Origin of the sequence: Streptomyces sp. CB01201 (genome assembly GCF_002803085.1) — a bacterium.
Lineage (GTDB): Bacteria > Actinomycetota > Actinomycetes > Streptomycetales > Streptomycetaceae > Streptomyces > Streptomyces hundungensis.
Genome location: NZ_NNBJ01000013.1, coordinates 117,056 through 138,709, shown reverse-complemented (window position 1 = coordinate 138,709; position 21,654 = coordinate 117,056). Strand labels below are relative to the sequence as shown.

Sequence of the window (21,654 nt, the reverse complement as noted above, 5' to 3'; positions counted from 1 at the left end):
TCTGCGTACGGCTCTGGCGGGTGCGGGTGCGGGTGCGAGTGCGGGTGTCGTTTTTCGGCGGCCCGGGCGGGGGTGCCGGTGGGGCTAGCGGGTGCGGGGGTTGTGCCGGTGGGCGAGCGCCTCGTACGAGGCGGAGAGGGCCGGGGCCGCCGTCTCGTAGGTGCGCTGCGCGATGCCGATGAACAGGCAGTCCACGACGAGGAGTTGACTCGTGCGGGACGACATGGCGGCCGGGCGCAGCTCGCTCTCGCGGGCCGTCGAGGTCGTCAGTATGTGATCGGCGTACTGCGAGATCGGGCCGTCCGGGCGGCCGGTGATCGCGATGGTGGTGGCGCCGTGGTCGAAGGCGACGCGCAGCGGCTCGATGACGTCGCCGGTCGAGCCGGAGTGGGTGATCGCCACCGCCGCGTCGCCCGAGCGCAGCTGCACGGCGTTGGTGACCGCGAGGTGCGGGTCGGTGTGGGCGTGCGCGATGAGGCCGATGCGCAGCAGCTTCTGCGCGAGGTCCTGGCCGACCAGCGAGGAGGCGCCCACGCCGTAGATGTCGATGCGCCGGGCGCCCGCCAACACGCCGACCGCGGCGCCGAGTTGGACGGTGTCGAGGGCGGCCGCGGTGTCGGCGAGGGTCTGCTGCTCGTCGTAGGCGAGCTTGGCCACGACGTCCGCGATCGGGTCGTCGACGGCTATGTCGGCGGTGACCGCGGGGGCCCGGCCGGACTGCTGCTGGGCCGCGAGGCCCGCGAGCGCGAGGCGCAGGTCGCGGTAGCCGGGGTAGCCGAGGAGGCGGGCGGTGCGCACCACGGTGGCCTCGCTGGTGCCGGTGAGCTCGGCGAGGCCGGTGACCGTGAGGGCCGCGCAGCCGGCCGGGTCGCCGGCCACGGCCTCGGCGACCCGCTGCATGGAGCGGGTCATGGACGGCGCGAGCGTACGCACCTTGGCGGCGAGGGCCGCCGGCGCGGGCGGGGCGCCGTCGCTTCCGCTGAAACTTTCCTTCAGGTCGTTGGTCACTCTTGAAAGATATTTTCGCGCCGTCCCGTGGTCAACCCCTCTTTGGTCCCTTCGTCGTCCGGGCCCTTCGTCCCGGACGACGACACGGAGGGAGCGCGGAGGGGGGGTGCGGAGGGGGGTGCGGAGGGAGTGACGACGCCCCGTGCGCCGGGAGTGACAATGGAGGGCATGGACGACGTACAGCCCATCCAGCCCCTCGAACAAGCACTGCATGCCGCCCGCGCCCTGGTCCTGGCGGATCTGGCGGCGCGCGACGTGGCGCACGCGGACGTCGTCTCGATGGTCGAGGACGCGGTGACCCACCGGCGCTGGTGGGTGGAGCAGTGGCCGGAGGGCACGGAGTACGTGGCGGGGCTCGTCGCCCAGGACGTACAGGACGCGCTCCTGGAGCGCTACGGGCGCTGGCCGCTGTGCCCGGTGTGTGACGCGGGCGACCCGCACGCCCTCGACGTGGAGCCGGAGCTCGGGCCCGACCCGCACTGGGTCTGCGGCAAGGCGGGCGTCGTGGTGGCCTCGGTCGGCGCGCTCGGCCGGCCCGGCGGACCCGGCGGACCCGGCGAATGACCCTCTACATCGACCCGCCCACCTGGCCGGGGCACGGCCGCATGTGGTCGCATCTCGTCAGCGACGTCTCGTACGAGGAGCTGCACGCGTTCGCGGCGTCCATCGGCTGCCCGCCGCGCGCCTTCGAGCGCGACCACTACGACGTTCCCTCGCACCGCTACGCGGACGCGGTGCGGGCGGGCGCGCGGGAGATCGGCTCGAAGGAACTCGTACGGCGGCTGACGGAGGCGGGGCTCAGACGCCCCAAAGGGCGGCCCGCCTGAGGCGTCGAGCAAGGGCCCGAAGGGCCGCCGGGACCCGGCCGGAGGACTCCGCAGGCCGGAACTTGTCGCCGGTTCGGCTGCGGCCCGTAGCCAGACGACTGCGGATCGGCTAACTTCCTTGCCAGTAGTCGTGGTTCCGAAGTCTCAGCGCCCGCGGTTTACGCCGTGGGCGTTTGCCTTGCAGCAATGTCCGAGGACCAGGGCGATCACCTCACCCAGGGGTACTGACAAGCCAGTACCCCGCGATCCTCGACAGGGGAAACACATGGCAACCGGCACCGTCAAGTGGTTCAACGCCGAAAAGGGCTTCGGTTTCATCGCGCAGGACGGCGGCGGCCCGGACGTCTTCGTCCACTACTCCGCGATCAACTCCACGGGCTTCCGTGAGCTCCAGGAGAACCAGCAGGTCAACTTCGACGTCACCCAGGGCCCGAAGGGCCCGCAGGCGGAGAACGTCACCCCTGCCTAAGCAGTGAGTGACCCCGGTCCGCCGGGGGAACGAACACCGAAGCGCCCCGCACCCGGGAGACCGGATGCGGGGCGCTTCGCCGTGTGCGGGAGGGGTCACACCTCGGCAGGGGCGGCCACCCGGGCCTGCTCCGCCGAGCGGGCCACGATGCGGGACTGCGACTTGTGCAGGCGCAGCGAGACCGTGACGAGGACGAGGGCGACCACCGTCATCGCGGCGCCCGCCCAGGCGGTGGCCGCGAAGCCCATGTTCGCGCTGATCACGAGGCCGCCGAGCCAGGGGCCGGCGGTGTTGCCCAGGTTGAACGAGGACGTCGTGGTCGCCCCGGCCAGCGTCGGGGCGGCGCCGCCGACGTTGAACATCCGGGCGTTGAGCGCGGGGGCCGTGTAGAAGGCCGAGAGGCCGATCAGGAACGACAGCGTGATCGCGACGGCCGGAGTCGAGGCGAACAGCGCGAGCGCGACGAGGAACACGGTCGAGGCGGTGACACCGCTGAGCAGCACGCCGAAGAGGTGCGCGTCGGCGACCCGGCCGCCGATCGTCGTGCCGATGAGCGCGCCCACGCCGAACAGGCCGAGCACCGCCGGAACCCAGCCGGCGTCCACGTGCGCCACGTCCGTGAGGAGCGGCTTGAGGTAGCTGAACGCGCAGAACACGCCGCCCGCGGCGAGCGCGGTGACCGCGACCGAGAGCAGCACCTGCGGATCGCGGTAGATCCGCAGCTCGCGGCTGAGCCGGGGCTTCTCGGCGGGGAGCGGGATGCGGGGGATCCGGGTCAGGATGCCGACCAGGGCGATCGCGGAGGCGGCGCCGACCGCCCAGAACGCGGAACGCCAGCCGAGGCCGTCACCGAGCAGCGCGCCGAGCGGCACGCCCAGGACGTTCGCGATCGACAGGCCGCCGATCATGACGGCCATCGCGCGGGCCCGTGCGGTGACCGGGACCATCGCGATGGCGACCGCCGCGCCGACCGCCCAGAACCCCGCGCAGGCCAGCGCGGACACGATCCGGGAGGCGAAGAGCAGGGCGTAGTTCGGGGCCAGCGCGCCCGCGACCTGGCCCAGGCCGAACACCGTGATCAGCGAGATGAGGGTGGTGCGGCGGGGCAGCCGCAGGGTGGCCACCGCGAGCAGCGGGGCGCCCACGACCATGCCGATCGCGAAGGCGGAGATCAGCAGGCCCGCCTGCGGGATCGACACGTTCATGTCGTCCGCGATGTCCGGGAGCAGCCCCGTGAGCATGAACTCGCTCGTGCCGAGGGCGAAGACGGAGAGGCCGAGGATGTAGACGGCGAGCGGCATACGGGCCGCCGCTGAGGCGGTAGATCCGGCCGATCCGGTCGATTCGCTCGGTGTCGATCCGGTCGGGCCGGGGGGTGGGGAGGCGGGCGCGGGCGTGGGTATGGGCTCGGCGGGCATATCGGGTGCCAACGGCGCCGGCCGGATCCGTATTCCCGGGCGCGGCTGGTCGGGCGCGGCTCGAACCGGCCGAGCCGCTGGACCGGCCGGCGCGCCTCGGACCGGCCGGCTCGGCGCTAGCGCTGGGTGGTCGCGCTGCCCCGTCGGTCGTCCCGGGTGTGCTCGAAGAGGTGCTGGGCCTCACGGCCGCCGATCGGGCGGGGGGTATCGCCGATGCGGCGGAAGCCGGCCCGTTCCAGGACGCGCTGCGAGGCGGTGTTGTCCTCGTCCGTGGTCGCGTACACCGTCTCGACGTCGGGCTGGGCGAGCGCCCAGGCCGTCAGCGCGGCCAGCGACTCGGTGGCGTACCCGTGGCCGCGTACCGACTCCGCCAGGTCGTAGCCGATCTCCGCGCGGCCGTCCTCGGGCGGGCCGTGGAAACCGATCCCGCCGATCGCCCGGCCGTCCTCGGTGCGGACGATGACGTACGCGCCCCAGCCCGTGCGGTGCCGGCCGGTGGCCATGCCCGCCAGCATCTTCGCGGCGGCGAAGCGGCTGCCCTCGTGCGGGCCGCCGGGTGCCCAGTCCCAGCCGCCGGAGCCGCCCTCCTGCAACTCGGCCGCCGCGGCGCGGGTCAGCTCGTGCAGGGCGATGCGGTCGGCCTTGACGGTCACGGGGAGCACGCGGGTTACCTGCTTTCCGTCCGGGGTGGGCGAGCGGTGGGTGGGCGAGCGGTTGGTGGGCTCGCGCACGGGGCGTTCGGGGCCGATTATGCGGTCAGCAGGGTCAGTTCCGCCTCAAGATTCTCCCGAGCCGTGGTCTCCCACTCGCGCTCGCCGTACGGGGTACGGAACAGCCTTGGCAGCGCGAGCAGTTGGGACAGCACCTCGGCGCGGCCGGTGCGGAACGCCTCGCCCGGCACGAACGCGTACTCCTCGCGCACGGCGGCGGCATAGGCGGCGTACGCCTCCGGGGCGGCGGCCAGGATCGCGAGGTCCGCGTCGCACAGGACGGCGCCGTTCGTGTCGCCCTCCTCGGGGTCGTGCGTGACGGTGAGGCGGACCAGGCGCACGACCTCGGCGGTGTCCTGCGGGCTCAACCCGGCCTCGCCCAGGGCACGTTCGGCCAGGCGGGCCGAGCGCTCCTCGTTCTCCGAACGGTCCGGGAAGTACACGGCGTCGTGGAACCACGCGGCGAGGCGTACGAGGTCGGGGGCGTCGGCGTACTGCTCCAGTACGTCGATGTGGTCCAGGACGGCCGCGAGGTGGGCGGTGTCGTGGTAGCGGCGCTGCGGTTCCGCCCAGCGGGCGAGGAGGTTCTCGCCGTACGGGGCCGGGTCGACGGGGGCGGCGTCGGCGGGGCGGGCGGCGAGGAGGGCGTGCTGCCAGCGGGCGCGGAGGGGGTCGGTGTGCGGCATGCGGCCGAGGGTATCGGGGGCGGCTCGCACCTCCCAGAACCCGTTCCCAGAACCGTTCCTGGAACCCGTTCCTGGAACCCGTTCCTGTCCGCGGACCGTGCGCGGCCGGTCGCGCAGTTCCCCGCGCCCCGCTGGGCGGCCCCGCTCAGCCGGTGGCTGGTGACCGCCGGCCCAGGACGCAGAACTCGTTGCCCTCGGGGTCCTCAAGGACGACCCACGACGCCGCGCCCTGGCCGATGTCGACGCGCCGGGCGCCATGGGCCACCAGACGGGCCACCTCCGCGGCCTGGTCGTCGGGCCGGAAGTCGAGGTGCAGCCGGCTCTTGGACTTCTTGGCCTCGGCGAGGCGCACGAAGTCCAGGCCGGGCATCCGGTCCGGTGCGGGCCGGATCTCGAACTCGTCGTCGGAGGCGTGCACCACGACCCAGCCCAGCGCATCGGCCCACCACTGCCCCAGGGCCGCCGGGTCTGCCGAGTGGACGATTACCTGTTCCCATTCCAAGGTCATCCGCGGAGCCTAACCGGGACCCGGCCGGGGCGGCGCTCAGTTTTCGGTGGGCCGGAAGCGGCGCAGGCGCAGGGAGTTGCCGACCACGAAGACCGAGGAGAAGGCCATCGCGGCCCCCGCGATCATCGGGTTCAGCAGACCGGCCGCGGCGAGCGGCAGGGCGGCGACGTTGTAGGCGAAGGCCCAGAACAGGTTGGAGCGGATCGTGCCGAGCGTCCGGCGCGAGAGCCGGATCGCGTCCGCCGCCGCGCGCAGATCGCCGCGCACCAGCGTCAGGTCGCCGGCCTCGATGGCGGCGTCCGTGCCGGTGCCCATTGCCAGGCCCAGGTCGGCCTGGGCGAGGGCGGCCGCGTCGTTGACGCCGTCACCGACCATGGCGACCGAACGCCCCTCTGCCTGAAGGGACTTGACGACGTCCACCTTGTCCTGCGGCATGACCTCCGCGTACACCTTCTCGATGCCGACCTCGGCCGCGACCGCCTCCGCGACGGCCCGGTTGTCGCCGGTCAGCAGGATCGGGGTGAGGCCGAGCGCGCGCAGCCGCTCGATCGCCTCGGCGCTGGTCTCCTTGACGGCGTCGGCGACCTCCAGGACCGCGCGGGCCTCGCCGTCCCAGGCGACCGCGATGGCGGTGCGTCCCGCCGCCTCGGCCCGCTCCTTCGCCTTCGTCAGGGCCGGGGTGAGTGCCATGGCCCACTCCGCGAGGAGCTTCTCGCGGCCGACCAGGACCGCGTGCCCCTCGACGACGCCCTGGACGCCGAGACCGGCGAGGTTGGCGAAGTCCTCGGGGGCGGGCAGCGTACCGACCTCGGCCGTGGCGCCCTCGGCGACCGCGCGGGCGATGGGATGCTCGGAGGAGTGCTCCAACGCGCCTGCCAGACGCAGGACTTGGGGGCGGGTCACGCCGTCGGCGGTGTGGACGGCGAGCAGCGTCATCCGGCCGGTGGTCACCGTGCCGGTCTTGTCCAGGACGATCGTGTCGACCTTGCGGGTCGTCTCCAGGACCTCGGGCCCCTTGATCAGGATGCCGAGCTGGGCGCCCCGGCCCGTACCCACCATGAGGGCGGTCGGAGTGGCGAGCCCCAATGCGCACGGGCAGGCGATGATCAGTACGGCGACGGCGGCCGTGAAGGCGGCGGTGAGGCCGGAGCCGGTGGCGAGCCACACGCCGAGGGTGGCGAGCGCCAGGCCGATCACGACCGGCACGAAGACGGCCGAGATCCGGTCCGCGAGCCGTTGGGCAGCGGCCTTGCCGTTCTGCGCGTCCTCGACGAGCCTGGCCATGCGGGCGAGCTGGGTGTCCGCGCCGACCCGGGACGCCTCGACGACGAGCCGGCCGCCCGCGTTGAGGGTGGCGCCGGTGACGGCGTCCCCGGGGGCCACCTCCACCGGGACGGACTCGCCGGTCAGCATGGACGCGTCGACGGCGGACGAGCCCTCGACGACCGTGCCGTCCGTGGCGATCTTCTCGCCGGGCCGCACCAGGAAGCGGTCTCCTACCGCCAACTCGCTTGTCGGTACGGTCCGTTCGCTTCCGTCCGGGTCGAGCACGGTGACGTCTTTGGCGCCCAGTTCGAGCAGCGCCCTCAGGGCCGCGCCCGCCTTGCGCTTGGAGCGGGCCTCGAAGTAGCGCCCGGCCAGGATGAACGCGGTGACCCCGGCGGCGGCCTCCAGGTAGATGTTGCCCGAGCCGTCCGAGCGGCCGATGGTCAGCTCGAAGGGGTGGGTCATGCCGGGGTGGCCCGCCGTGCCGAAGAACAGGGCCCATACGGACCACAGGAACGCGGCCGACGTGCCGACCGAGATCAGCGTGTCCATGGTCGCCGCGCCGTGCCGGGCGTTGGTCCAGGCGGCCCGGTGGAAGGGCCAGGCGGCATACGTCACGACCGGGGCGGTCAGGGTCAGCGAGAGCCACTGCCAGTACTCGAACTGGAGGGCCGGGACCATCGACATCGCGATCACCGGCACGGCGAGGGCGATCGCGGTCAGCAGCCGTTGGCGCAGCGGGCGCAGCTCGTCGGCCGCCCGCCCGGCGCCGCCGTCGTCGGCCCCGGCCCCGTCGTCCGCCCCGGCCCCGGCCCCGGCGCCGGTCCGTACGGGAGCGGGCTCCTCGGCCGTGTAGCCGGTGGCCTCGACGGTGGCGATGAGGTCGGCGACGGACACGTCCTCGCGGAAGGTGACCTTCGCCTTCTCGGTGGCGTAGTTGACGGTGGCCTCGACCCCCTCCATGCGGTTGAGCTTCTTCTCGATCCGGGCCGCGCAGGAGGCGCAGGTCATGCCGCCGATGGCGAGCTCTACATCGGCGGCGGCGCCGGATGCTGCGCCGGGTGCGGTGGTGGTCATGGCTGCGGCTCCTTGTGGCCGGCGATGCCGGCGGGACGCTTCTCGATACCCCCTGGGGGTACCACCTTCGGGTTCATGTATACCCCCCAGGTGTATGGGATGCAAGGGGGCGGGGATGGGTGGGTCGATACCCGGCGGGGGTATTGGTGCACCGGGAGCCTCACGGCCCTGCGGTGCGCGGGCGGCCTCCGCTCGGGCCTCCGGCGCGGCGGGAAGGTCCGGACGGCCGTGTTTTACCGTCCGCGTGGATGGGCATCTCGCGGCGTAGGCTAGTGAATGGACTAGACCTATTTGGGCCGAGTCGGGCCCGGGTTACGGAGGAATGGGGTCAGATGAGCAACCGCGCACTGCTTGAGGTGATCGCGCTCGACGCGCAGGACGCCGTCGCGGCCCAGGCCGGCGGGGCGGACCGTCTTGAGCTGGTCACCGACATGGCGGCGGACGGGCTGACCCCGCCCCTGAAGACCTTCGCGGCGATCCGCGCGGCCGTCGACATCCCGCTGCGCGTGATGCTGCGGGCGGCGGACGGGTTCGCGGCGGGGGACGTCGACGCGCTGGTACGGGACGCGCAGGCGCTGCGGGCCGAGGGGGCGGACGAGTTCGTGCTCGGCTTCCTCGACGAGACCGGGGGGCCCGACATGGCCGCGGTACGGGCGCTGGCCGCCGCGCTCGACGGGTGCCGCTGGACCTTCCACCGGGCCATCGACCGGGCCGCGTCCCGCGACGCCCTGCGCAAGGAGCTGGCGGGGCTGCCCGGGCTCGACACCTACCTCACGGCGGGGTCGGCGCGGGGCGTCGACGACGGGCTGCCGGTGCTGCTCGCGGAGGCGGGGCTGGCGGAGCCCGGCTACGAGCCGCAGATCCTGGTCGGGGGTGGGCTCTCCCTTGCCCACCTGCCGGTGTTGCGGGGGGCGGGGATCGACGCGTTCCACATCGGCGGGGCGTCGCGTCCCGACGGGTGGTCCGCCCCCGTGTCCTCCGCGGCCGTCGCGGAGTGGCGGGGGGCGCTGGACGCGTAGCGGGTGCGGGGTGAGGGTGTTTGCCCGCCCTCCCGCCCGTGGCCCCGGGGTTGGTCGGTCCCGGCCCCTGGGGCTCCGCCCCAGACCCCGGGAGTCGCCCCTCCCCGCCCCTTCCCGCAACCCTCCGGGGGGTGAAGTGACCCTGGGCCCCTGGGGGCTCCGCCCCCAGACCCCCGTTCGCGCCTCAAGGGCGCTCGTCCTCAATCGCCGGACGGGCTGAGGATGCCGATGCTGGCCAGCACCAAGGCCTTTAGGGGCGCGGGGAACTGCGCGAGAAGCGAGCATGGTCCGCAGACCGAGACGGGGTTGGGGGCGCGGGGAACTGCGCGACCAGCCACGCACGGTCCGCAGTCGAGGGCGGGTTCCAGGGGCGCGGGGAACTGCGCGAACGGCCCCGCAGTGTCGGGGGCTAGGTCAGCTGGGGTGGGAGGGGGGTCGCGTGGATCACCGTCAGGCCTGAGACCGCTCGGGTCAGGGCCACGTACAGGCGCCGCAGGCCCGTCCGTTCGTCGGGTTCGGCGGCCACCAGGGTCGCGGGGTCGTCCAGGACCACGTAGTCGTACTCCAGGCCCTTGGCCAGGGAGGCCGGGACCAGGGTCAGGCGGGACTCGGCGGTCGTCTCCTCGCCGGGGGCCAGGTAGGGGAGACCCGCGGCCTCAAGTGCCGCCGCCAGCACGGGGATTCGGGGATCCGCCGCGATCAGGCCGATCGAGCCCTCGTGGGCCAGCGACTCCACGCACGCGGCCACCACGTCCGCGTCCGGGGCCGAGGACTCCCGAACGTTCAGGGAGCCCGGCGTCTCGCGCACCGACTCCACCGGGGTCAGGCCGGGGGAGATCGACGGCAGCAGCTTCGAGGCGTACGCGATCACCTCGCGCGGGACGCGGAAGCCGGCCGTCAGCTCCTCCACCACCGCCTCTGCCTTGCCCAGGTGGCGCAGCGCCTCGGCCCAACTCGCCGTCGCCCAGGGCGTGGTGCCCTGCGCCAGGTCGCCGAGGACCGTCGCCGAACCCGTCGTACAGCGGCGGCCGACCGCGCGGTACTGCATGGGGGACAGGTCCTGCGCCTCGTCGAGCACGACATGGCCGAGCGAGTGGGTGCGGGCCACCAGGTCGTTCGTCTCGTCGATCAGGACCGCGTCCGCCGCCGACCACTTCGCCGACTTCACGCTGCGCGCGGGCTTCGCGGTGAGGATCGTCTTCTGCTCGTCGGCAGTGAGGACGCCCTCGGCGTGGGTGGCCAGGAAGTCCGGGTCGTTCAGCAGCCGCAGCACCAGCTTCGCCGGGTCCACCGGGGGCCAGATCGTCTTCACGGCCGCCTTCACCGCCGTGTTCCGGGCCACCGCGTCCTGCACCCGGTCGTCCGGCGCCTCGCCCGCCTGCTCCATCCGGACCAGGACCGTGTGGGCGATCCGCTGGGGCAGGGCTTCCCTCGCAGCCCCGTACCGGATGTCCCTTGTCCTCAACTCCTCGACGATCTCGGCGAGTTCGTACGCCGGGACGCGCCAGCGGCGGGAGCCTCGTACCACCACCAGGGGTTCGGTGGGGGTGGTGACATGGGACCAGACCGCGCGGCGCAGTACCTCGGCCATGCGGGCGTCGCCCTTGACGACGGCCGACTCGGCCGGGTCGGTGCCGCGCACCTCGATGCCCGCCGTCACCAGGTCGTCCACCGTCGCCTGCTTGACCTCCAACTCGCCGAGCGCGGGCAGTACTTGCTCGATGTAGTGCAGGAAGGACTTGTTCGGGCCGATGACCAGGGTGCCCGTGCGGGCCAGGCGGTCGCGGTGGGCGTAGAGGAGGTAGGCGACCCGGTGCAGGCCCACCGCGGTCTTTCCGGTGCCGGGGCCGCCCTGCACGCAGACGCTGCCGCTCAGGCCGGAGCGGACGATCTCGTCCTGCTCGGGCTGGATCGTCGCGACGATGTCGCGCATCGGGCCCACACGGGGGCGTTCGATCTCCGCCTGGAGCAGTCTGCTGGTGTGCGTCGACTCCGTCGGGTCGGTGAGGTGTTCGTCCTCGTACGCCGTCAACTCGCCGCCGGTGTAGCCGAATCGGCGGCGCAGGCCGACGTCCAGCGGGTCCTTCTTCGAGGCGCGGTAGAACGGCTGCGAGACGGGGGCGCGCCAGTCGATGACCATCGGGTCGCCGTCGGCGTCGTGGACGTGGCGGCGGCCGATGTAGAACCTCTCCCCCTCGGCGCCCTCCGCGAGATCCGCGCCGGGGGCGTGGAGATAGTCGAGGCGGCCGAAGAAGAGGGGGGTGTGGGAGAGGTCGGCGAGGGCCTTGATGCGGTCGTCGATCTGGCGCTGGAGGACGGCGGCGTTCACCCAGTTCGCGGTGACGTCCTTGATGTCGAGCGACTCGACGTCTTCGCGCATGGCGCGCAGGGCCGCGCGGGAGTGGGTGAGGTGGGTGCGTTCGTGGAGGAGCGGGTCGGGGTCGGGGTCGTGCCTCTGCACGGGGTGCCTCCGGCGGTTTTGGGGGAGGGGGGATTTTAGGCCCCTGGCCGGGTGGGGGGCCAATGCTTTTCGGGGTTGAGCCGGCCCCCTGGGGGCCGCCGCCTCCAGACCCCCGTTCGCGCCTGAAGGGCGCTCGTCCTCCAACTCCCCGAAGGCCTTGAGGGTCAGGGCCCCATGACTGGCTGAGGATGCCAAGGCCTTCAGGGGTGCGGGTGCGGGAACCGCGCGACCAGCCACGCACTGTCCGCAGCCGAAGACCGGCCGAGCCACCCCGGCCGGGCCACCCCGGCCGGGCCGGTCGGCCAGGTCGGCCAGGTCGGCCGGTCCACCCCGGACCGGTCGGCAAGGGGCGGCCTCGGCCGGAGGGGGTCGCTCAGGTGCTGGGCAGGAACGACACGTCCAGGGACGGGACCCGTTCCGGGTCCGCCAGGATGTTCAGCTCCGTGATGCGGCCGTCCGCACCCAGCGTGAAGGCCAGGACCGAGAACGCCCGGCCCTCCGAGACCGCGGCGATGCCGGGCATGCCGTTGACCAGGACGACCCGGTTGAGGGGGGCGAACCTGCGGAAGGTGTAGGCCTGTTCGGCCACCGTCCGGGCGCCCCGCACCAGCTTCGTGCCCGGCATGGCGCCCGCGTCCGCGCGCAGCACCACGTCCGGGTCGAGCAGCGCGAGCAGCGCTTCGAAGTCGCCGCCGCGCGCCGCGGCGATGAACGCCTCGACCACCTCGCGCTGACGGGTGCGGTCGGTCGAGTGGGAGGGCGTGCGGCCCTGCACCCGGCGCCGGGCCCGGCTCGCCAGCTGGCGCGTCGCCGCCGGCGTCTTGTCGACGATCGTCGCGATCTCCTCGAACGGCACCGCGAACAGGTCGTGCAGGACGAAGGCGAGCCGCTCGGCGGGGGCCAGCGTCTCAAGGACCACCATCAGCGCCAGGCCCACCGAGTCGGCGAGCAGCACTTCCTGTTCCGGGTCCACCACGTCCACCGGGCCCAGCAACGGATCCGGCACCCGTACGTACTCGTACGCCTGGACGTCGAGCGCCGCCTCCCGCCGGGTGCCGCGCGAGCGCAGCACGTTCAGGCAGATCCGCGCGACGATCGTGGTCAACCAGCCGCCCAGGTTGTCGACCGCGCGGCTGTCGGCCCGGCTCGCCCGCAGCCAGCCCTCCTGCACGGCGTCCTCGGCCTCGCTGAGGGAGCCGAGCATCCGGTACGCCACCGCGTGCAGATGGCCGCGGTGCTCCTCGAAGCGCTGGGTGAGGTGTTCGACGTCGCCGTCCATCCGTGGTGTTCCTCCGTCGCGTTGCGTGGTGGCGTAGTTGCTCGGTGGTGAGGTGCGTAGTGATGCGGTGGGGCCGGGCGTGGTGCTGCGGTGGGGCGGGGGTGCGGGGATGTGCGGGGTTCTGCTCTGACACGGGGGAGGGGGTGGTGTGACTTGCGGGCCGGTTTGGATCGTCGTCCCAGGGTCCCTCGTCCTGCGTGCGGGAGGCGATCGGTCATACCCGTAGGGGACGGGGTCGGACCAGAGGACTACGCGGGGGGCGGGGAGGTTCAGCCCCGGGGTCGATGTGCCTGGGTTGTCCGGGTTCCATCATGGAGACATGAGTGCAGCGACCTTCACCCCAGCCCCCTCCGTCCGCCCCGGCGCCCCCAACGGGGCCACCGCCTCCGGCGCCGCCCCACACCGTACCCACAAGATCGGCAATGCCGTCCGGGCCGCGAAGGTTCTCGCCGGTGCCGCGTTCAGCGTCGTCGTCATGGGCGAGTACGCCGAGGAGGCCGGGGTCCGGCGGCGTCAGCACTGACGCCGCCCACGCCCGGGCGGGCCCGCGTGGCCCGCCGTGATGTGCCGCCCCGCTAGGGTCACTTCGTGTGACCGAACGTTCACCGCGTGCCAACGCCGGGGCCCTGCTCGTGCTGTCGCTCTCGCTGGCCGCGCTCGCCGCGCTCTGCGCCGCCCTGCACATCCCCATGGCGGACGCCCTGGTCTACCGGGCGGAGGGAGCCGCCGTGGCGCACGGCACCTCGTTGTACGGGTTCACCGTCACCTCGTGGCACCTGCCCGCCACCTACCCCCCGTTCGCGGCCCTCGTGTTCGTCCCGAGTGCCTTCGTGCCGCTTCCGCTGCTGAAGGTGGCCTTCTGCGTCGGGAACGCCGCACTGCTCGCGGTTCTCGTCCTGCTCTCCTGCCGGCTGGCCGGTATCCGGCCCCGGCGCCATCACGCGCTCGTCGCCGTCGCTCTCGGGCTCTGGCTGGAGCCCGTCTTCCAGACGCTGCTCTTCGGGCAGGTCAACATCGCGCTCGCCTGCCTCGTGCTCTGGGACCTCTCCCGGCCGACGGGCGCCCCCGGCAAGGGCTTCGGCAAGGGATTCGACAGAGGCTTCGGTAAGGGCTTCGGGGTCGGGATCGCCGCCGGGGTCAAGATCACCCCGCTGTTCTTCGTCCTGTATCTGCTGGTGCGGGGCCGTCGACGGGAGGCCGTCACCGCGCTCGCCGGATTCGGGGCGACCGTGCTCATCGGGGCGCTCGTACTCCCGCGCGCCAGCGTCGAGTTCTTCACCCGGCGGCTCTTCGAGACGGGGCGGGTGGGCAAGGCGTGGATCGTCGACAACCAGTCCCTGCAAGGGCTGACCGCGCGGTTGCTGCACACCGCCGAACCCGGCGCGGTGTGGGCGGTCGGGGCCGTCGCCGTCGGCGCTGCCGGGCTGTGGGTCGCCCGCCGTGCCGACGAACCCCGGGCCCTGCTCGCGGCGGCCTTCACCGCGCTGCTGATCTCGCCCATCAGCTGGTCGCACCACTGGGTGTGGTGCGTTCCGCTGATCGCCGTTCTGTGGGCCGAGGGGCGGACCCGTACGGCCGTCGTCGTCGCCCTCGTCTTCACCGCCCGTAGCCTGTGGCTCGTACCGCACGCTGGTGACCTGGATCTCCAACTGCCGCTGTGGCAGCAGCCGTTGGCGTCACCGTACGCACTGGCCGGGCTCGCGGTGCTGGGCTGGGCGGGGTGGGCGGCCCGGCGGTCCGTCGCCGCCGGGCCCAACGCCCCATGTGGGGCGGGTCAGTTGTCCGCTTCTCCGGTGGGCCGGTTGTCCGCGAGCAGCTCGTCCGCGTCCATGATCCGGTAGGCGTAGCCCTGTTCGGCCAGGAAGCGCTGGCGGTGCGCCGCGAAGTCCTGGTCGATGGTGTCGCGGGCGACCACCGAGTAGAAGTGCGCCTGGTGGCCGTCCGCCTTCGGACGCAGCACGCGGCCCAGGCGCTGAGCCTCCTCCTGGCGGGAGCCGAACGTGCCGGACACCTGGATGGCGACCGTCGCTTCCGGCAGGTCGATCGAGAAGTTCGCCACCTTGGACACCACGAGCACGCTGATCTCGCCCTCGCGGAACGCGCCGAACAGCTTCTCGCGCTGCGCGTTGGTCGTCTCGCCCTTGATGACCGGCGCGTTCAAGTGCTCGCCCAGCTCGTCGAGTTGGTCGATGTACTGGCCGATGACGAGGATCTGCTGGCCCGCGAACCGGCGCACCAGCGCCTCCGTGACCTTCCGCTTGGTCGCGGTCGTCGCACAGAAGCGGTACTTCTCCTCCGCCTCGGCGGTCGCGTAGGCGAGGCGCTCGGAGTCCGTGAGGTTGACCCGGACCTCGACGCAGTCGGCGGGCGCGATGTAGCCCTGCGCCTCGATCTCCTTCCACGGCGCGTCGAAGCGCTTCGGCCCGATCAGCGAGAACACGTCCGACTCGCGGCCGTCCTCGCGGACCAGCGTCGCGGTCAGGCCGAGCCGGCGGCGGGCCTGGAGGTCGGCGGTGAACTTGAAGACCGGCGCGGGCAGCAGGTGCACCTCGTCGTAGACGATCAGGCCCCAGTCCCGCGAGTCGAACAGCTCCAGGTGCGCGTAGACGCCCTTACGGCGGGTGGTGAGCACCTGGTACGTGGCGATCGTGACCGGGCGGATCTCCTTCTTGGTGCCGCTGTACTCGCCGATCTCGTCCTCGGTCAGGCTGGTGCGCTTCACCAGCTCGTGCTTCCACTGGCGGGCCGAGACGGTGTTGGTGACCAGGATCAGGGTGGTCGCCTTCGCCTCGGCCATCGCCCCGGCGCCGACCAGCGTCTTGCCCGCGCCGCACGGCAGCACGACCACGCCGCTGCCGCCGTGCCAGAAGCCCTCGACGGCCTGCTTCTGGTACGGGCGCAGGGCCCAGCCGTCCTCGGCGAGCTCGATGGGATGCGCCTCGCCGTCCACGTACCCGGCGAGGTCCTCGGCCGGCCAGCCCAGCTTCAGCAGGGTCTGCTTGATCTGGCCGCGCTCGGAGGGGTGCACGGCGACCGTGTCCGGGTCGAGGCGGGCGCCGACCAGCGGGGTGACCTTCTTCGAGCGCAGGATCTCTTCGAGGACGGGCCGGTCGGTCGAGGTCAGCACCAGGCCGTGGACGGGGTGCTTGCTGAGGGTGAGGCGGCCGTAGCGGGCCATCGTCTCGGCGATGTCGACGAGCAGGGCGTGCGGGACGGGGTAGCGCGAGTACTCGACCAGCGCGTCCACGACCTGCTCCGCGTCGTGCCCGGCGGCCCGCGCGTTCCACAGGCCCAGCGGTGTCACCCGGTAGGTGTGGATGTGCTCCGGCGCCCGCTCCAGCTCCGCGAAGGGCGCGATGGCACGGCGGCAGGCGTCGGCCTGCTCGTGGTCGACCTCCAGGAGCAGGGTCTTGTCGCTCTGGACGATGAGTGGTCCGGTCACCTGGGGCGTGTCCTTCCGACGGCTGGCCACCCGGGGAGGGCGGGCAAACTTCCAGTCTGCCGCATCGGCGGCCCCGGTGGGGCGCGCACCGGATCCGAACGCGGTGAGTACGGGGCGCAGGCCGGATGAGTAGGCGGACGGTGCCGGTGGGGCGGGGGCGGCGGGTGGGATGGGGGCATGACGACGCAGGGGAATCAGACGCGGCGGAACCGGAACCCGTACGCCTACCGGGAGGCCTCGGCCGGGGGATGGGCGCAGAGCGCCAGTGGCTTCGGGGGCTTCGGGGGCTTCGTGGGCGGCCGTGGTGCCGTTGGCGGGGGTGGCATTCGTGATGTCGGGCCCGACGGCCGGTGGTGGGTGGCGCCCGCCGTGTCCACGGTCGTGCTGGTGCTGTGCGCGGGGCTGGACCTCTCGGTGCTGGCCGGGACGGGGATGTCCGGACCGGCCAAGACGGCGTTCTGCTACGCGGTGCCGGCCGTGCTGGTCACCGTGAGCTGGCTGCTTCCGCACCGGCGGAACCTGCGGCCGGCGCGGATCGGTCTGGGGGTGACGGGCGCGGGCGCGGCCGTCCTGTTCTCGAAGATCGCGGCCTTGGGTCTGATGCTCCTGTTGATGTTCTTCGTGCTGCTCTGCGGTGGGACCCTGGAGGGGTAGGCCAACACGGGGTGGCCCGACCATAGGCGGGTGATCCCGGCAGGTCTAAGGTCTGGAATCCAGGACCAGAACGATGGGGGGCGCCAGGCCGTGGAACAGGACAACGACGTCGTCGGCTGCCCCGGGGTGCTGCACGTGGCCACTCGTGGAACCGCCGGACCCGGTGAGGTCGTGGTGAGCGTCAGAGGTGGCACGGAGGCATTCCTCGCCTGGTCGGAGGAGCCCCTGCCGAGAGGGGCGACCGTGCTCGTGATCGGTTCCCGTGGCACTCGCCAGGTGGACGTCATCGAGTGGGCCGATCCGTTGGATGCGTTGGGCGGTTTCACCGCCGACGCCGGCTAAGGAGACAAAGGATGTTCGGTTACCGGGTGCCCGCCCCCGACGAGGCAATGCTGATCTCGGGTGGCAGGCGCGGACTCGGGGGCGCCCCGTTCCGCGTAGTGACCGGCCACGGCAAGTTCGTCCTGCCGATTTTCCGCAAGACCCGCTTCCTCACGCTGTCGATGTGCGAGGCCGAGGTCACCGAGACGTGCGTGACCAAGCAGGGCATCGCGCTGCACGTGCGCGCCGTGATCGCGTTCAAGGTCGGCAACGACACCGAGTCCATCGTGAACGCCGGCCAGCGCTTCCTGTCCGACCAGGACCAGATGTCGGTCCTGACCGGCCGGATCTTCGCCGGTCACCTGCGGTCCATCATCGGCTCGATGACCGTCGAGGAGATCGTCACCGAGCGCCAGAAGCTCGCGGCGGAGGTCCTGGAGACCTCCAAGACCGAGATGGCGAAGATCGGCCTCATCGTCGACTCGCTCCAGATCCAGTCCATCGACGACGGCGACGTCGGCTACATCGACGCGATGTCCGCGCCGCACAAGGCCGCGATCCAGCGGGCCGCGCAGGTCGCGCAGGCGCAGGCCACGCAGGCCTCGGTCGAGGCGGAGCAGGTCGCGGCGCGCAACCAGGCGGAGTACGCGCGGCAGACGGCGGTCGTGAAGGCGGAGTACTCGGCGGAGGTCGACCGTGCGCAGGCGCAGGCCGCGCAGGCCGGCCCGCTCGCCCAGGCGCACGCCCAGCAGGAGGTGCTCCTCGCGCAGACCGAACTGGCCCAGCGCGCGGCCGAGCTCCGCCAGCAGCAGCTCGTCGCGGAGATCGTGAAGCCGGCGCAGGCCGAGGCCGAGCGCATCAAGGTGCTCGCGATCGCCGAGGCCGAGCGGATGAAGATCCAGGCGGAGGCGGCGGCGTCCTACGACCGCGTCGCGCTCGACCGGATGCTGATCGACCAGCTGCCGCTGATCGTGAAGGAAGCGGCGGGGGGTCTGGCGGGGGCGAACGTCAACGTCCTGAACGGGGCGGACGGGTTGGGCGAGATCGCGGCCGGGCTCGTCGGGCAGGGCCTGACGATCCTCGACTCCGTCCGGCAGAACCTCGGCGGCGGTTCGGGCGACCGCGACTCCAAGGGCCCGGCTCAGCTGTCCCTGCCGGGGCTGCTGTCGGGATCGGGGTCGGGGTCGGGATCGGGGTCCGGCGACGGCCCCTCTAAGCGGGACGGTTCGGTCGACATCGACTAGCTCGTTGGGCGGCCGGGCGGCCGGGCGGCCGGGCGGCCGGGCGGCCGGGCGGGTGTGGGCTGCTGGGGCTCTGCCCCAGGCCCCGGGGATTTGGCCCCTCCCCGCCCCTTCCCGCAACCCTCCGGGGGTGAAGGGCGGCGTGGGCGACCTTCCGGGGCTGCGCGCCGGGCCCCTGATTCGCCTGCGGGCCGTGCGTGGCTGGTCGCGCAGTTCCCCGCGCCCCCAACCCCGTTTCCGTCTGCGGGCCGTGCGTGGCTGGTCGCGCAGTTCCCCGCGCCCCCAACCCCGTTTCCGTCTGCGGGCCGTGCGTGGCTGGTCGCGCAGTTCCCCGCGCCCCCAACCCCGTTTCCGTCTGCGGGCCGTGCGTGGCTGGTCGCGCAGTTCCCCGCGCCCCCAACCCCGTTTCCGTCTGCGGACCGTGATCGCTTCTCGCGCAGTTCCCCGCGCCCCTAAAAGCCTTGGTGCGGGCCCGCACCGGGCATTTCAGCCGGTCCGGCGTTTGAGGACGAGCGCCCTTTAGGCGCGAACGGGGTCTGGGGCGGAGCCCCAGGGGTCGGGCCTCTCCAACCCTGGGCATACGGGCGGGTGGGTGGGTAGATCCGCCGGGGTCTGGGGCGGAGCCCCGGGGAGCCGGGGTTCAGCCCGGGGGCAGAGAGGGGGCAAGCCCCTGGAGGGGTTACGCCGGGTCGTCGGCGAGTTCGGCCACGCCGGTGATGCGGTGGAGCGGATACGTACGAACCTCGTCCGCCGTGTGGTCGTACGCGGTGACGAACCCGCCCTCCACCCGCACCGGCGCGATGACCCGCTGACTGGCGGAGCCCTCCGCGTTGACGTAGCCGATCCACACCGCCGAGCCCGTCATCGCCGCCGCCTGCACCGTAGCCAGCGTCTCCGCCGGTGAGGTGCGCGGGAGCGAGCCGTCCGTGCGGGCCGTCTCGGGTTGGTCCTTGCGGACGACCGTGGCCGCCGTGTCCCCCGCCCGGATCGCCCGTACCGCCGCGTCGAGCAGTGTCTCGTCGGGCAGCGGCGGCCCGTCCGGGACCGGCACGGGGGCCGTGCGGCGCGGGGTGCGGCGGGCGTCGGCACGGGTGATCAGGACGTCGCCCTCGGCGGATTCGGCGGCCGGGGCGTAGCCCATCGAACGCAGCCCGTCGAGCAGCGCGCCCGGCTCGGCCGTGGTGGCCAGGACCGTCGGGGCGAGCCGGCGCAGGCGCAGGGCCTGGCTGCGCCGGTCGGCCAGGATCTCGCCCAGCATCGCCTCGTCGTCGCAGCGTACGTACGCCGAAGCGGCGCCCACCCGCAGGTGCCCGTGTCTGCGGGCCACGTCGTCGATGAGGTAGCTGAGCGGCTGCGGCACCGGCGTACGGCTGTGCTCGGTCAGGAAGGCTTGCAGGTCGGAGGCGGTCTGCCCGGCGTCGAGTGCGCGGCGCACCGAGCCCGCCGTGAAGCGGTAGACCGTCGCGCCGCCCTTGGACTCGATGTCCGCGAGCACCCCCAGCATGGCCGCCAGCGGACGCCGCAGCGGCCCCGGCGCGACCGCCGTCAGGTCCGCCTGGAGCAGGACGTGGTCGACGGGTTCGGGCAGGTGCGGGGCGAGCGCCTGCGCGGCGAGCACGCCGAGTGCCCCGCGTTCGGCCGGGCCGGCGGCCGGGGCCAGCAGCGTGCGGCCGTGCGTGGTGAGCGCGCCCCGGCCGGTCACACCGATCAACTCGGCCTCGGACAGGGCCCATTGGGCGAGCCGCGAGCGCAGGTCCTCGGGTCCGCTGCGGGCCGGGTGCTCCCAGCGCAGCCGGGCGAGCAGCGACGCGGGGTCGGGCGAGGTGGCCTCGGGCAGCGTGGTGAGCAGGGTCAGTACGCGGCGGCGGACCTCGGGCGCCGGCGAGCGGTCGAGGTCGGGGCCGAGCGCGGCGAGGGTGCGGCCCTTGGCGTCCTGTTCGCCGACGAGCCCGGCGGTACGGGTGGCGCCCAGCCAGGCCACGGCGAGCCGGGACCAGCGTTCGGCGGGCGGCAGCTCCAGCCAGTCGTCGTACTCGGGGGTCGGCGCATAGCGCTCGTCCGCCTCGCCGTCGGACGCCAACAGGCCTGCCGCGTAAGCGAGTTCGAGCCAGAACGCGGCGATCGGCTCGCTGCTGTCCAGGGCGGTCGCGGTGCGCTTGAGGTCCCGTACGGACAGACCGCCGGCGCGCAGCACGGCGGGGCCGCCCTCGTTCCATTCGGCGAGCAGGTCCTCGACGGTGGTGAGCGCGGTGAACGCCTGGCCCGCGGCGGTCGCGTCCACAACCTGTGGACGGTACTCGCGCAGCGGCGCGACGGCGGGCGGCACCGGTTCGGTGGTGCGGTGCGCGCGCCCGGCGCGCAGATGCAGGGCGACCTCGCGCGGCAGCACCAGGGTGCGCGCGGTCGCCGGGAGCAGCAGGCCGTGGTCGCGCAGCCAGCGCACCGGGGGCGGCGGATCGGCGGACACCTCGCCGTACGGCGGGCCCCACACCAGACGGTCCAGGACGGTCAATGCGCCGGCCGGAGCGCTGTCGAGCAGCTCCGCCATCCGCGTGCGGTCGGTGAACAGCGCGGTCAGCGCGGCGACCGCGGACACCGGATCGTGCGTGGCCGGGAGCCCGGCGGCCTGGAGGATCTCCTGGACGCGCCCCGGCGACATCCCCGAGGTCGCCTCGGCGACGGTCGGGCCGAGACCGGTGGGCGAGGGATGCGTGGGGGAGGGCGCGAGCAGTTCGCGGGCGGTGCGCACCAGGCGCAGCCGGTCGTCGCCGCCCCACACCAGGGCCTGTTCGCGCAGCGCGGCGAGCGCGCCGGGCAGCGCGGCCTCGACCTCCGGGTCGCCGTCGTCCCCGGCGAGCAGCTCGCGTACGGCGTCGTACGGTGCCGGGTCCGGGGCCACCGCGAGGACCTGCGCGGTCTGGAGCGCGAACGTGTCCAGCCGCTCCAGGGCCCGGACGACGGAGGCCCGGGTGCCGGCCCGGGTGGCCAGCTGCGTGAGGTCGCCCGGCACCGGGCTGAGCAGATCGGGGCGGGTCCGCAGCAGCGCGGCGAGGGATTCGTCGGGGCGGGCGCGCAGGGACTCGGCGAGGGTACGGGGTGCCGAGGCGGCGGTGCGCGCTGCCGCGTCAGCTCTGTCCGTAGCGCCGGTCGATCCTTCGGGCACGTGCGCCTCCTGATTGCGCTCGCCGGTCCCCATCCGCCCCACGGTAGCCCGTGCGCGCTACCGTCAGGACCCGTAGCCGGGGTCCGAAACGCGACCGGACCGGCG

General features: G+C 73.3%; 19 protein-coding genes. 9 read left to right on the top strand and 10 right to left on the bottom strand.

Annotated elements, in window-relative coordinates; all coding sequences use genetic code 11:
• Nucleotides 1-84 precede the first annotated feature (84 nt).
• Nucleotides 85-1,008, bottom strand: coding sequence for a MurR/RpiR family transcriptional regulator (locus tag CG740_RS26275; RefSeq protein WP_100577743.1), 924 nt, complete (start codon nucleotides 1,006-1,008; stop codon nucleotides 85-87).
• 168 nt (nucleotides 1,009-1,176) lie between these two features.
• Between CG740_RS26275 and CG740_RS26270 the strand changes: the two genes are divergently transcribed.
• From CG740_RS26270 to CG740_RS26260, 3 genes are all read left to right on the top strand, one after another.
• Nucleotides 1,177-1,572: a hypothetical protein gene (locus CG740_RS26270; RefSeq protein ID WP_100577857.1), complete on the top strand. Its 396-nt coding sequence runs from the start codon at nucleotides 1,177-1,179 to the stop codon at nucleotides 1,570-1,572.
• On the top strand, nucleotides 1,569-1,835 hold the full coding sequence (locus CG740_RS26265; protein WP_100577742.1) for a DUF4031 domain-containing protein: 267 nt from the start codon (nucleotides 1,569-1,571) through the stop codon (nucleotides 1,833-1,835). Before CG740_RS26270 ends, CG740_RS26265 begins: the two co-directional genes overlap by 4 nt.
• A gap of 265 nt (nucleotides 1,836-2,100) precedes the next feature.
• Nucleotides 2,101-2,304, top strand: coding sequence for a cold-shock protein (locus tag CG740_RS26260; protein WP_053724154.1), 204 nt, complete (start codon nucleotides 2,101-2,103; stop codon nucleotides 2,302-2,304).
• A gap of 95 nt (nucleotides 2,305-2,399) precedes the next feature.
• Here CG740_RS26260 and CG740_RS26255 read toward each other — a convergent pair whose 3' ends face one another.
• From CG740_RS26255 to CG740_RS26235, 5 genes are all read right to left on the bottom strand, one after another.
• Nucleotides 2,400-3,605 carry a Cmx/CmrA family chloramphenicol efflux MFS transporter gene (locus CG740_RS26255; RefSeq protein ID WP_100577741.1) on the bottom strand — a complete coding sequence of 402 codons (1,206 nt, stop codon included), beginning with the start codon at nucleotides 3,603-3,605 and terminating at the stop codon, nucleotides 2,400-2,402.
• Nucleotides 3,606-3,838: 233 nt separating this feature from the next.
• Nucleotides 3,839-4,453, bottom strand: coding sequence for a GNAT family N-acetyltransferase (locus CG740_RS26250; protein ID WP_234376493.1), 615 nt, complete (start codon nucleotides 4,451-4,453; stop codon nucleotides 3,839-3,841).
• Nucleotides 4,454-4,470: 17 nt separating this feature from the next.
• The gene (locus CG740_RS26245) at nucleotides 4,471-5,118 is read right to left on the bottom strand and encodes an HD domain-containing protein (protein ID WP_100577855.1); all 648 of its coding nucleotides are present in this window, start codon (nucleotides 5,116-5,118) and stop codon (nucleotides 4,471-4,473) included.
• A gap of 145 nt (nucleotides 5,119-5,263) precedes the next feature.
• A complete protein-coding gene (locus CG740_RS26240; protein ID WP_100577740.1) occupies nucleotides 5,264-5,626 on the bottom strand; it encodes a VOC family protein in 363 nt (120 codons plus the stop codon).
• A 36-nt stretch (nucleotides 5,627-5,662) separates the two neighbouring features.
• Nucleotides 5,663-7,969, bottom strand: a complete 2,307-nt coding sequence (locus tag CG740_RS26235; protein ID WP_100577739.1) for a heavy metal translocating P-type ATPase — start codon at nucleotides 7,967-7,969, stop codon at nucleotides 5,663-5,665.
• Nucleotides 7,970-8,301: 332 nt separating this feature from the next.
• Here CG740_RS26235 and CG740_RS26230 point away from each other — a divergent pair, with 332 nt between their 5' ends.
• Nucleotides 8,302-8,988 carry a copper homeostasis protein CutC gene (locus CG740_RS26230; protein WP_100577738.1) on the top strand — a complete coding sequence of 229 codons (687 nt, stop codon included), beginning with the start codon at nucleotides 8,302-8,304 and terminating at the stop codon, nucleotides 8,986-8,988.
• Between the two features lie 409 nt (nucleotides 8,989-9,397).
• Here CG740_RS26230 and CG740_RS26225 read toward each other — a convergent pair whose 3' ends face one another.
• Nucleotides 9,398-11,368 carry a HelD family protein gene (locus CG740_RS26225; RefSeq protein WP_199846583.1) on the bottom strand — a complete coding sequence of 657 codons (1,971 nt, stop codon included), beginning with the start codon at nucleotides 11,366-11,368 and terminating at the stop codon, nucleotides 9,398-9,400.
• 454 nt (nucleotides 11,369-11,822) lie between these two features.
• A complete protein-coding gene (locus CG740_RS26220) occupies nucleotides 11,823-12,728 on the bottom strand; it encodes a sigma-70 family RNA polymerase sigma factor (protein WP_100577736.1) in 906 nt (301 codons plus the stop codon).
• Nucleotides 12,729-13,047: 319 nt separating this feature from the next.
• Between CG740_RS26220 and CG740_RS26215 the strand changes: the two genes are divergently transcribed.
• Both CG740_RS26215 and CG740_RS26210 read left to right on the top strand, forming a co-directional pair.
• Complete coding sequence (locus CG740_RS26215; RefSeq protein ID WP_100577735.1) at nucleotides 13,048-13,251, top strand: hypothetical protein; 204 nt, start codon at nucleotides 13,048-13,050, stop codon at nucleotides 13,249-13,251.
• 67 nt (nucleotides 13,252-13,318) lie between these two features.
• A complete protein-coding gene (locus tag CG740_RS26210; RefSeq protein WP_234376492.1) occupies nucleotides 13,319-14,569 on the top strand; it encodes a glycosyltransferase 87 family protein in 1,251 nt (416 codons plus the stop codon).
• Here the strand turns inward: CG740_RS26210 and CG740_RS26205 are convergent.
• On the bottom strand, nucleotides 14,503-16,170 hold the full coding sequence (locus CG740_RS26205) for a DNA repair helicase XPB (RefSeq protein ID WP_100577734.1): 1,668 nt from the start codon (nucleotides 16,168-16,170) through the stop codon (nucleotides 14,503-14,505). The genes CG740_RS26210 and CG740_RS26205 overlap by 67 nt on opposite strands.
• A gap of 177 nt (nucleotides 16,171-16,347) precedes the next feature.
• Here CG740_RS26205 and CG740_RS39870 point away from each other — a divergent pair, with 177 nt between their 5' ends.
• From CG740_RS39870 to CG740_RS26190, 3 genes are all read left to right on the top strand, one after another.
• Nucleotides 16,348-16,824 (top strand): hypothetical protein, encoded by a 477-nt coding sequence (locus CG740_RS39870; RefSeq protein WP_159030410.1) that lies wholly within the window; start codon nucleotides 16,348-16,350, stop codon nucleotides 16,822-16,824.
• 90 nt (nucleotides 16,825-16,914) lie between these two features.
• Nucleotides 16,915-17,166: a hypothetical protein gene (locus tag CG740_RS26195; protein WP_100577732.1), complete on the top strand. Its 252-nt coding sequence runs from the start codon at nucleotides 16,915-16,917 to the stop codon at nucleotides 17,164-17,166.
• An 11-nt stretch (nucleotides 17,167-17,177) separates the two neighbouring features.
• The gene (locus tag CG740_RS26190) at nucleotides 17,178-18,389 is read left to right on the top strand and encodes an SPFH domain-containing protein (protein WP_234376491.1); all 1,212 of its coding nucleotides are present in this window, start codon (nucleotides 17,178-17,180) and stop codon (nucleotides 18,387-18,389) included.
• Between the two features lie 676 nt (nucleotides 18,390-19,065).
• Here the strand turns inward: CG740_RS26190 and CG740_RS26185 are convergent.
• Nucleotides 19,066-21,582 carry a helicase C-terminal domain-containing protein gene (locus CG740_RS26185; RefSeq protein WP_100577731.1) on the bottom strand — a complete coding sequence of 839 codons (2,517 nt, stop codon included), beginning with the start codon at nucleotides 21,580-21,582 and terminating at the stop codon, nucleotides 19,066-19,068.
• Nucleotides 21,583-21,654: the final 72 nt, after the last annotated feature.

Bases quoted from the DNA above. Each gene is read 5' to 3' on its own strand.
- CG740_RS26270 (WP_100577857.1), top strand. From the start codon at position 1,177: ATGGACGACGTACAGCCCATCCAGCCCCTCGAACAAGCACTGCATGCC.
- CG740_RS26265 (WP_100577742.1), top strand. From the start codon at position 1,569: ATGACCCTCTACATCGACCCGCCCACCTGGCCGGGGCACGGCCGCATG.
- CG740_RS26260 (WP_053724154.1), top strand. From the start codon at position 2,101: ATGGCAACCGGCACCGTCAAGTGGTTCAACGCCGAAAAGGGCTTCGGT.
- CG740_RS26255 (WP_100577741.1), bottom strand. From the start codon at position 3,605: ATGCCGCTCGCCGTCTACATCCTCGGCCTCTCCGTCTTCGCCCTCGGC.
- CG740_RS26245 (WP_100577855.1), bottom strand. From the start codon at position 5,118: ATGCCGCACACCGACCCCCTCCGCGCCCGCTGGCAGCACGCCCTCCTC.
- CG740_RS26240 (WP_100577740.1), bottom strand. From the start codon at position 5,626: ATGACCTTGGAATGGGAACAGGTAATCGTCCACTCGGCAGACCCGGCG.
- CG740_RS26235 (WP_100577739.1), bottom strand. From the start codon at position 7,969: ATGACCACCACCGCACCCGGCGCAGCATCCGGCGCCGCCGCCGATGTA.
- CG740_RS26230 (WP_100577738.1), top strand. From the start codon at position 8,302: ATGAGCAACCGCGCACTGCTTGAGGTGATCGCGCTCGACGCGCAGGAC.
- CG740_RS26225 (WP_199846583.1), bottom strand. From the start codon at position 11,368: ATGCGCGAAGACGTCGAGTCGCTCGACATCAAGGACGTCACCGCGAAC.
- CG740_RS26220 (WP_100577736.1), bottom strand. From the start codon at position 12,728: ATGGACGGCGACGTCGAACACCTCACCCAGCGCTTCGAGGAGCACCGC.
- CG740_RS26215 (WP_100577735.1), top strand. From the start codon at position 13,048: ATGAGTGCAGCGACCTTCACCCCAGCCCCCTCCGTCCGCCCCGGCGCC.
- CG740_RS39870 (WP_159030410.1), top strand. From the start codon at position 16,348: ATGACGACGCAGGGGAATCAGACGCGGCGGAACCGGAACCCGTACGCC.
- CG740_RS26190 (WP_234376491.1), top strand. From the start codon at position 17,178: ATGTTCGGTTACCGGGTGCCCGCCCCCGACGAGGCAATGCTGATCTCG.
- CG740_RS26185 (WP_100577731.1), bottom strand. From the start codon at position 21,582: ATGGGGACCGGCGAGCGCAATCAGGAGGCGCACGTGCCCGAAGGATCG.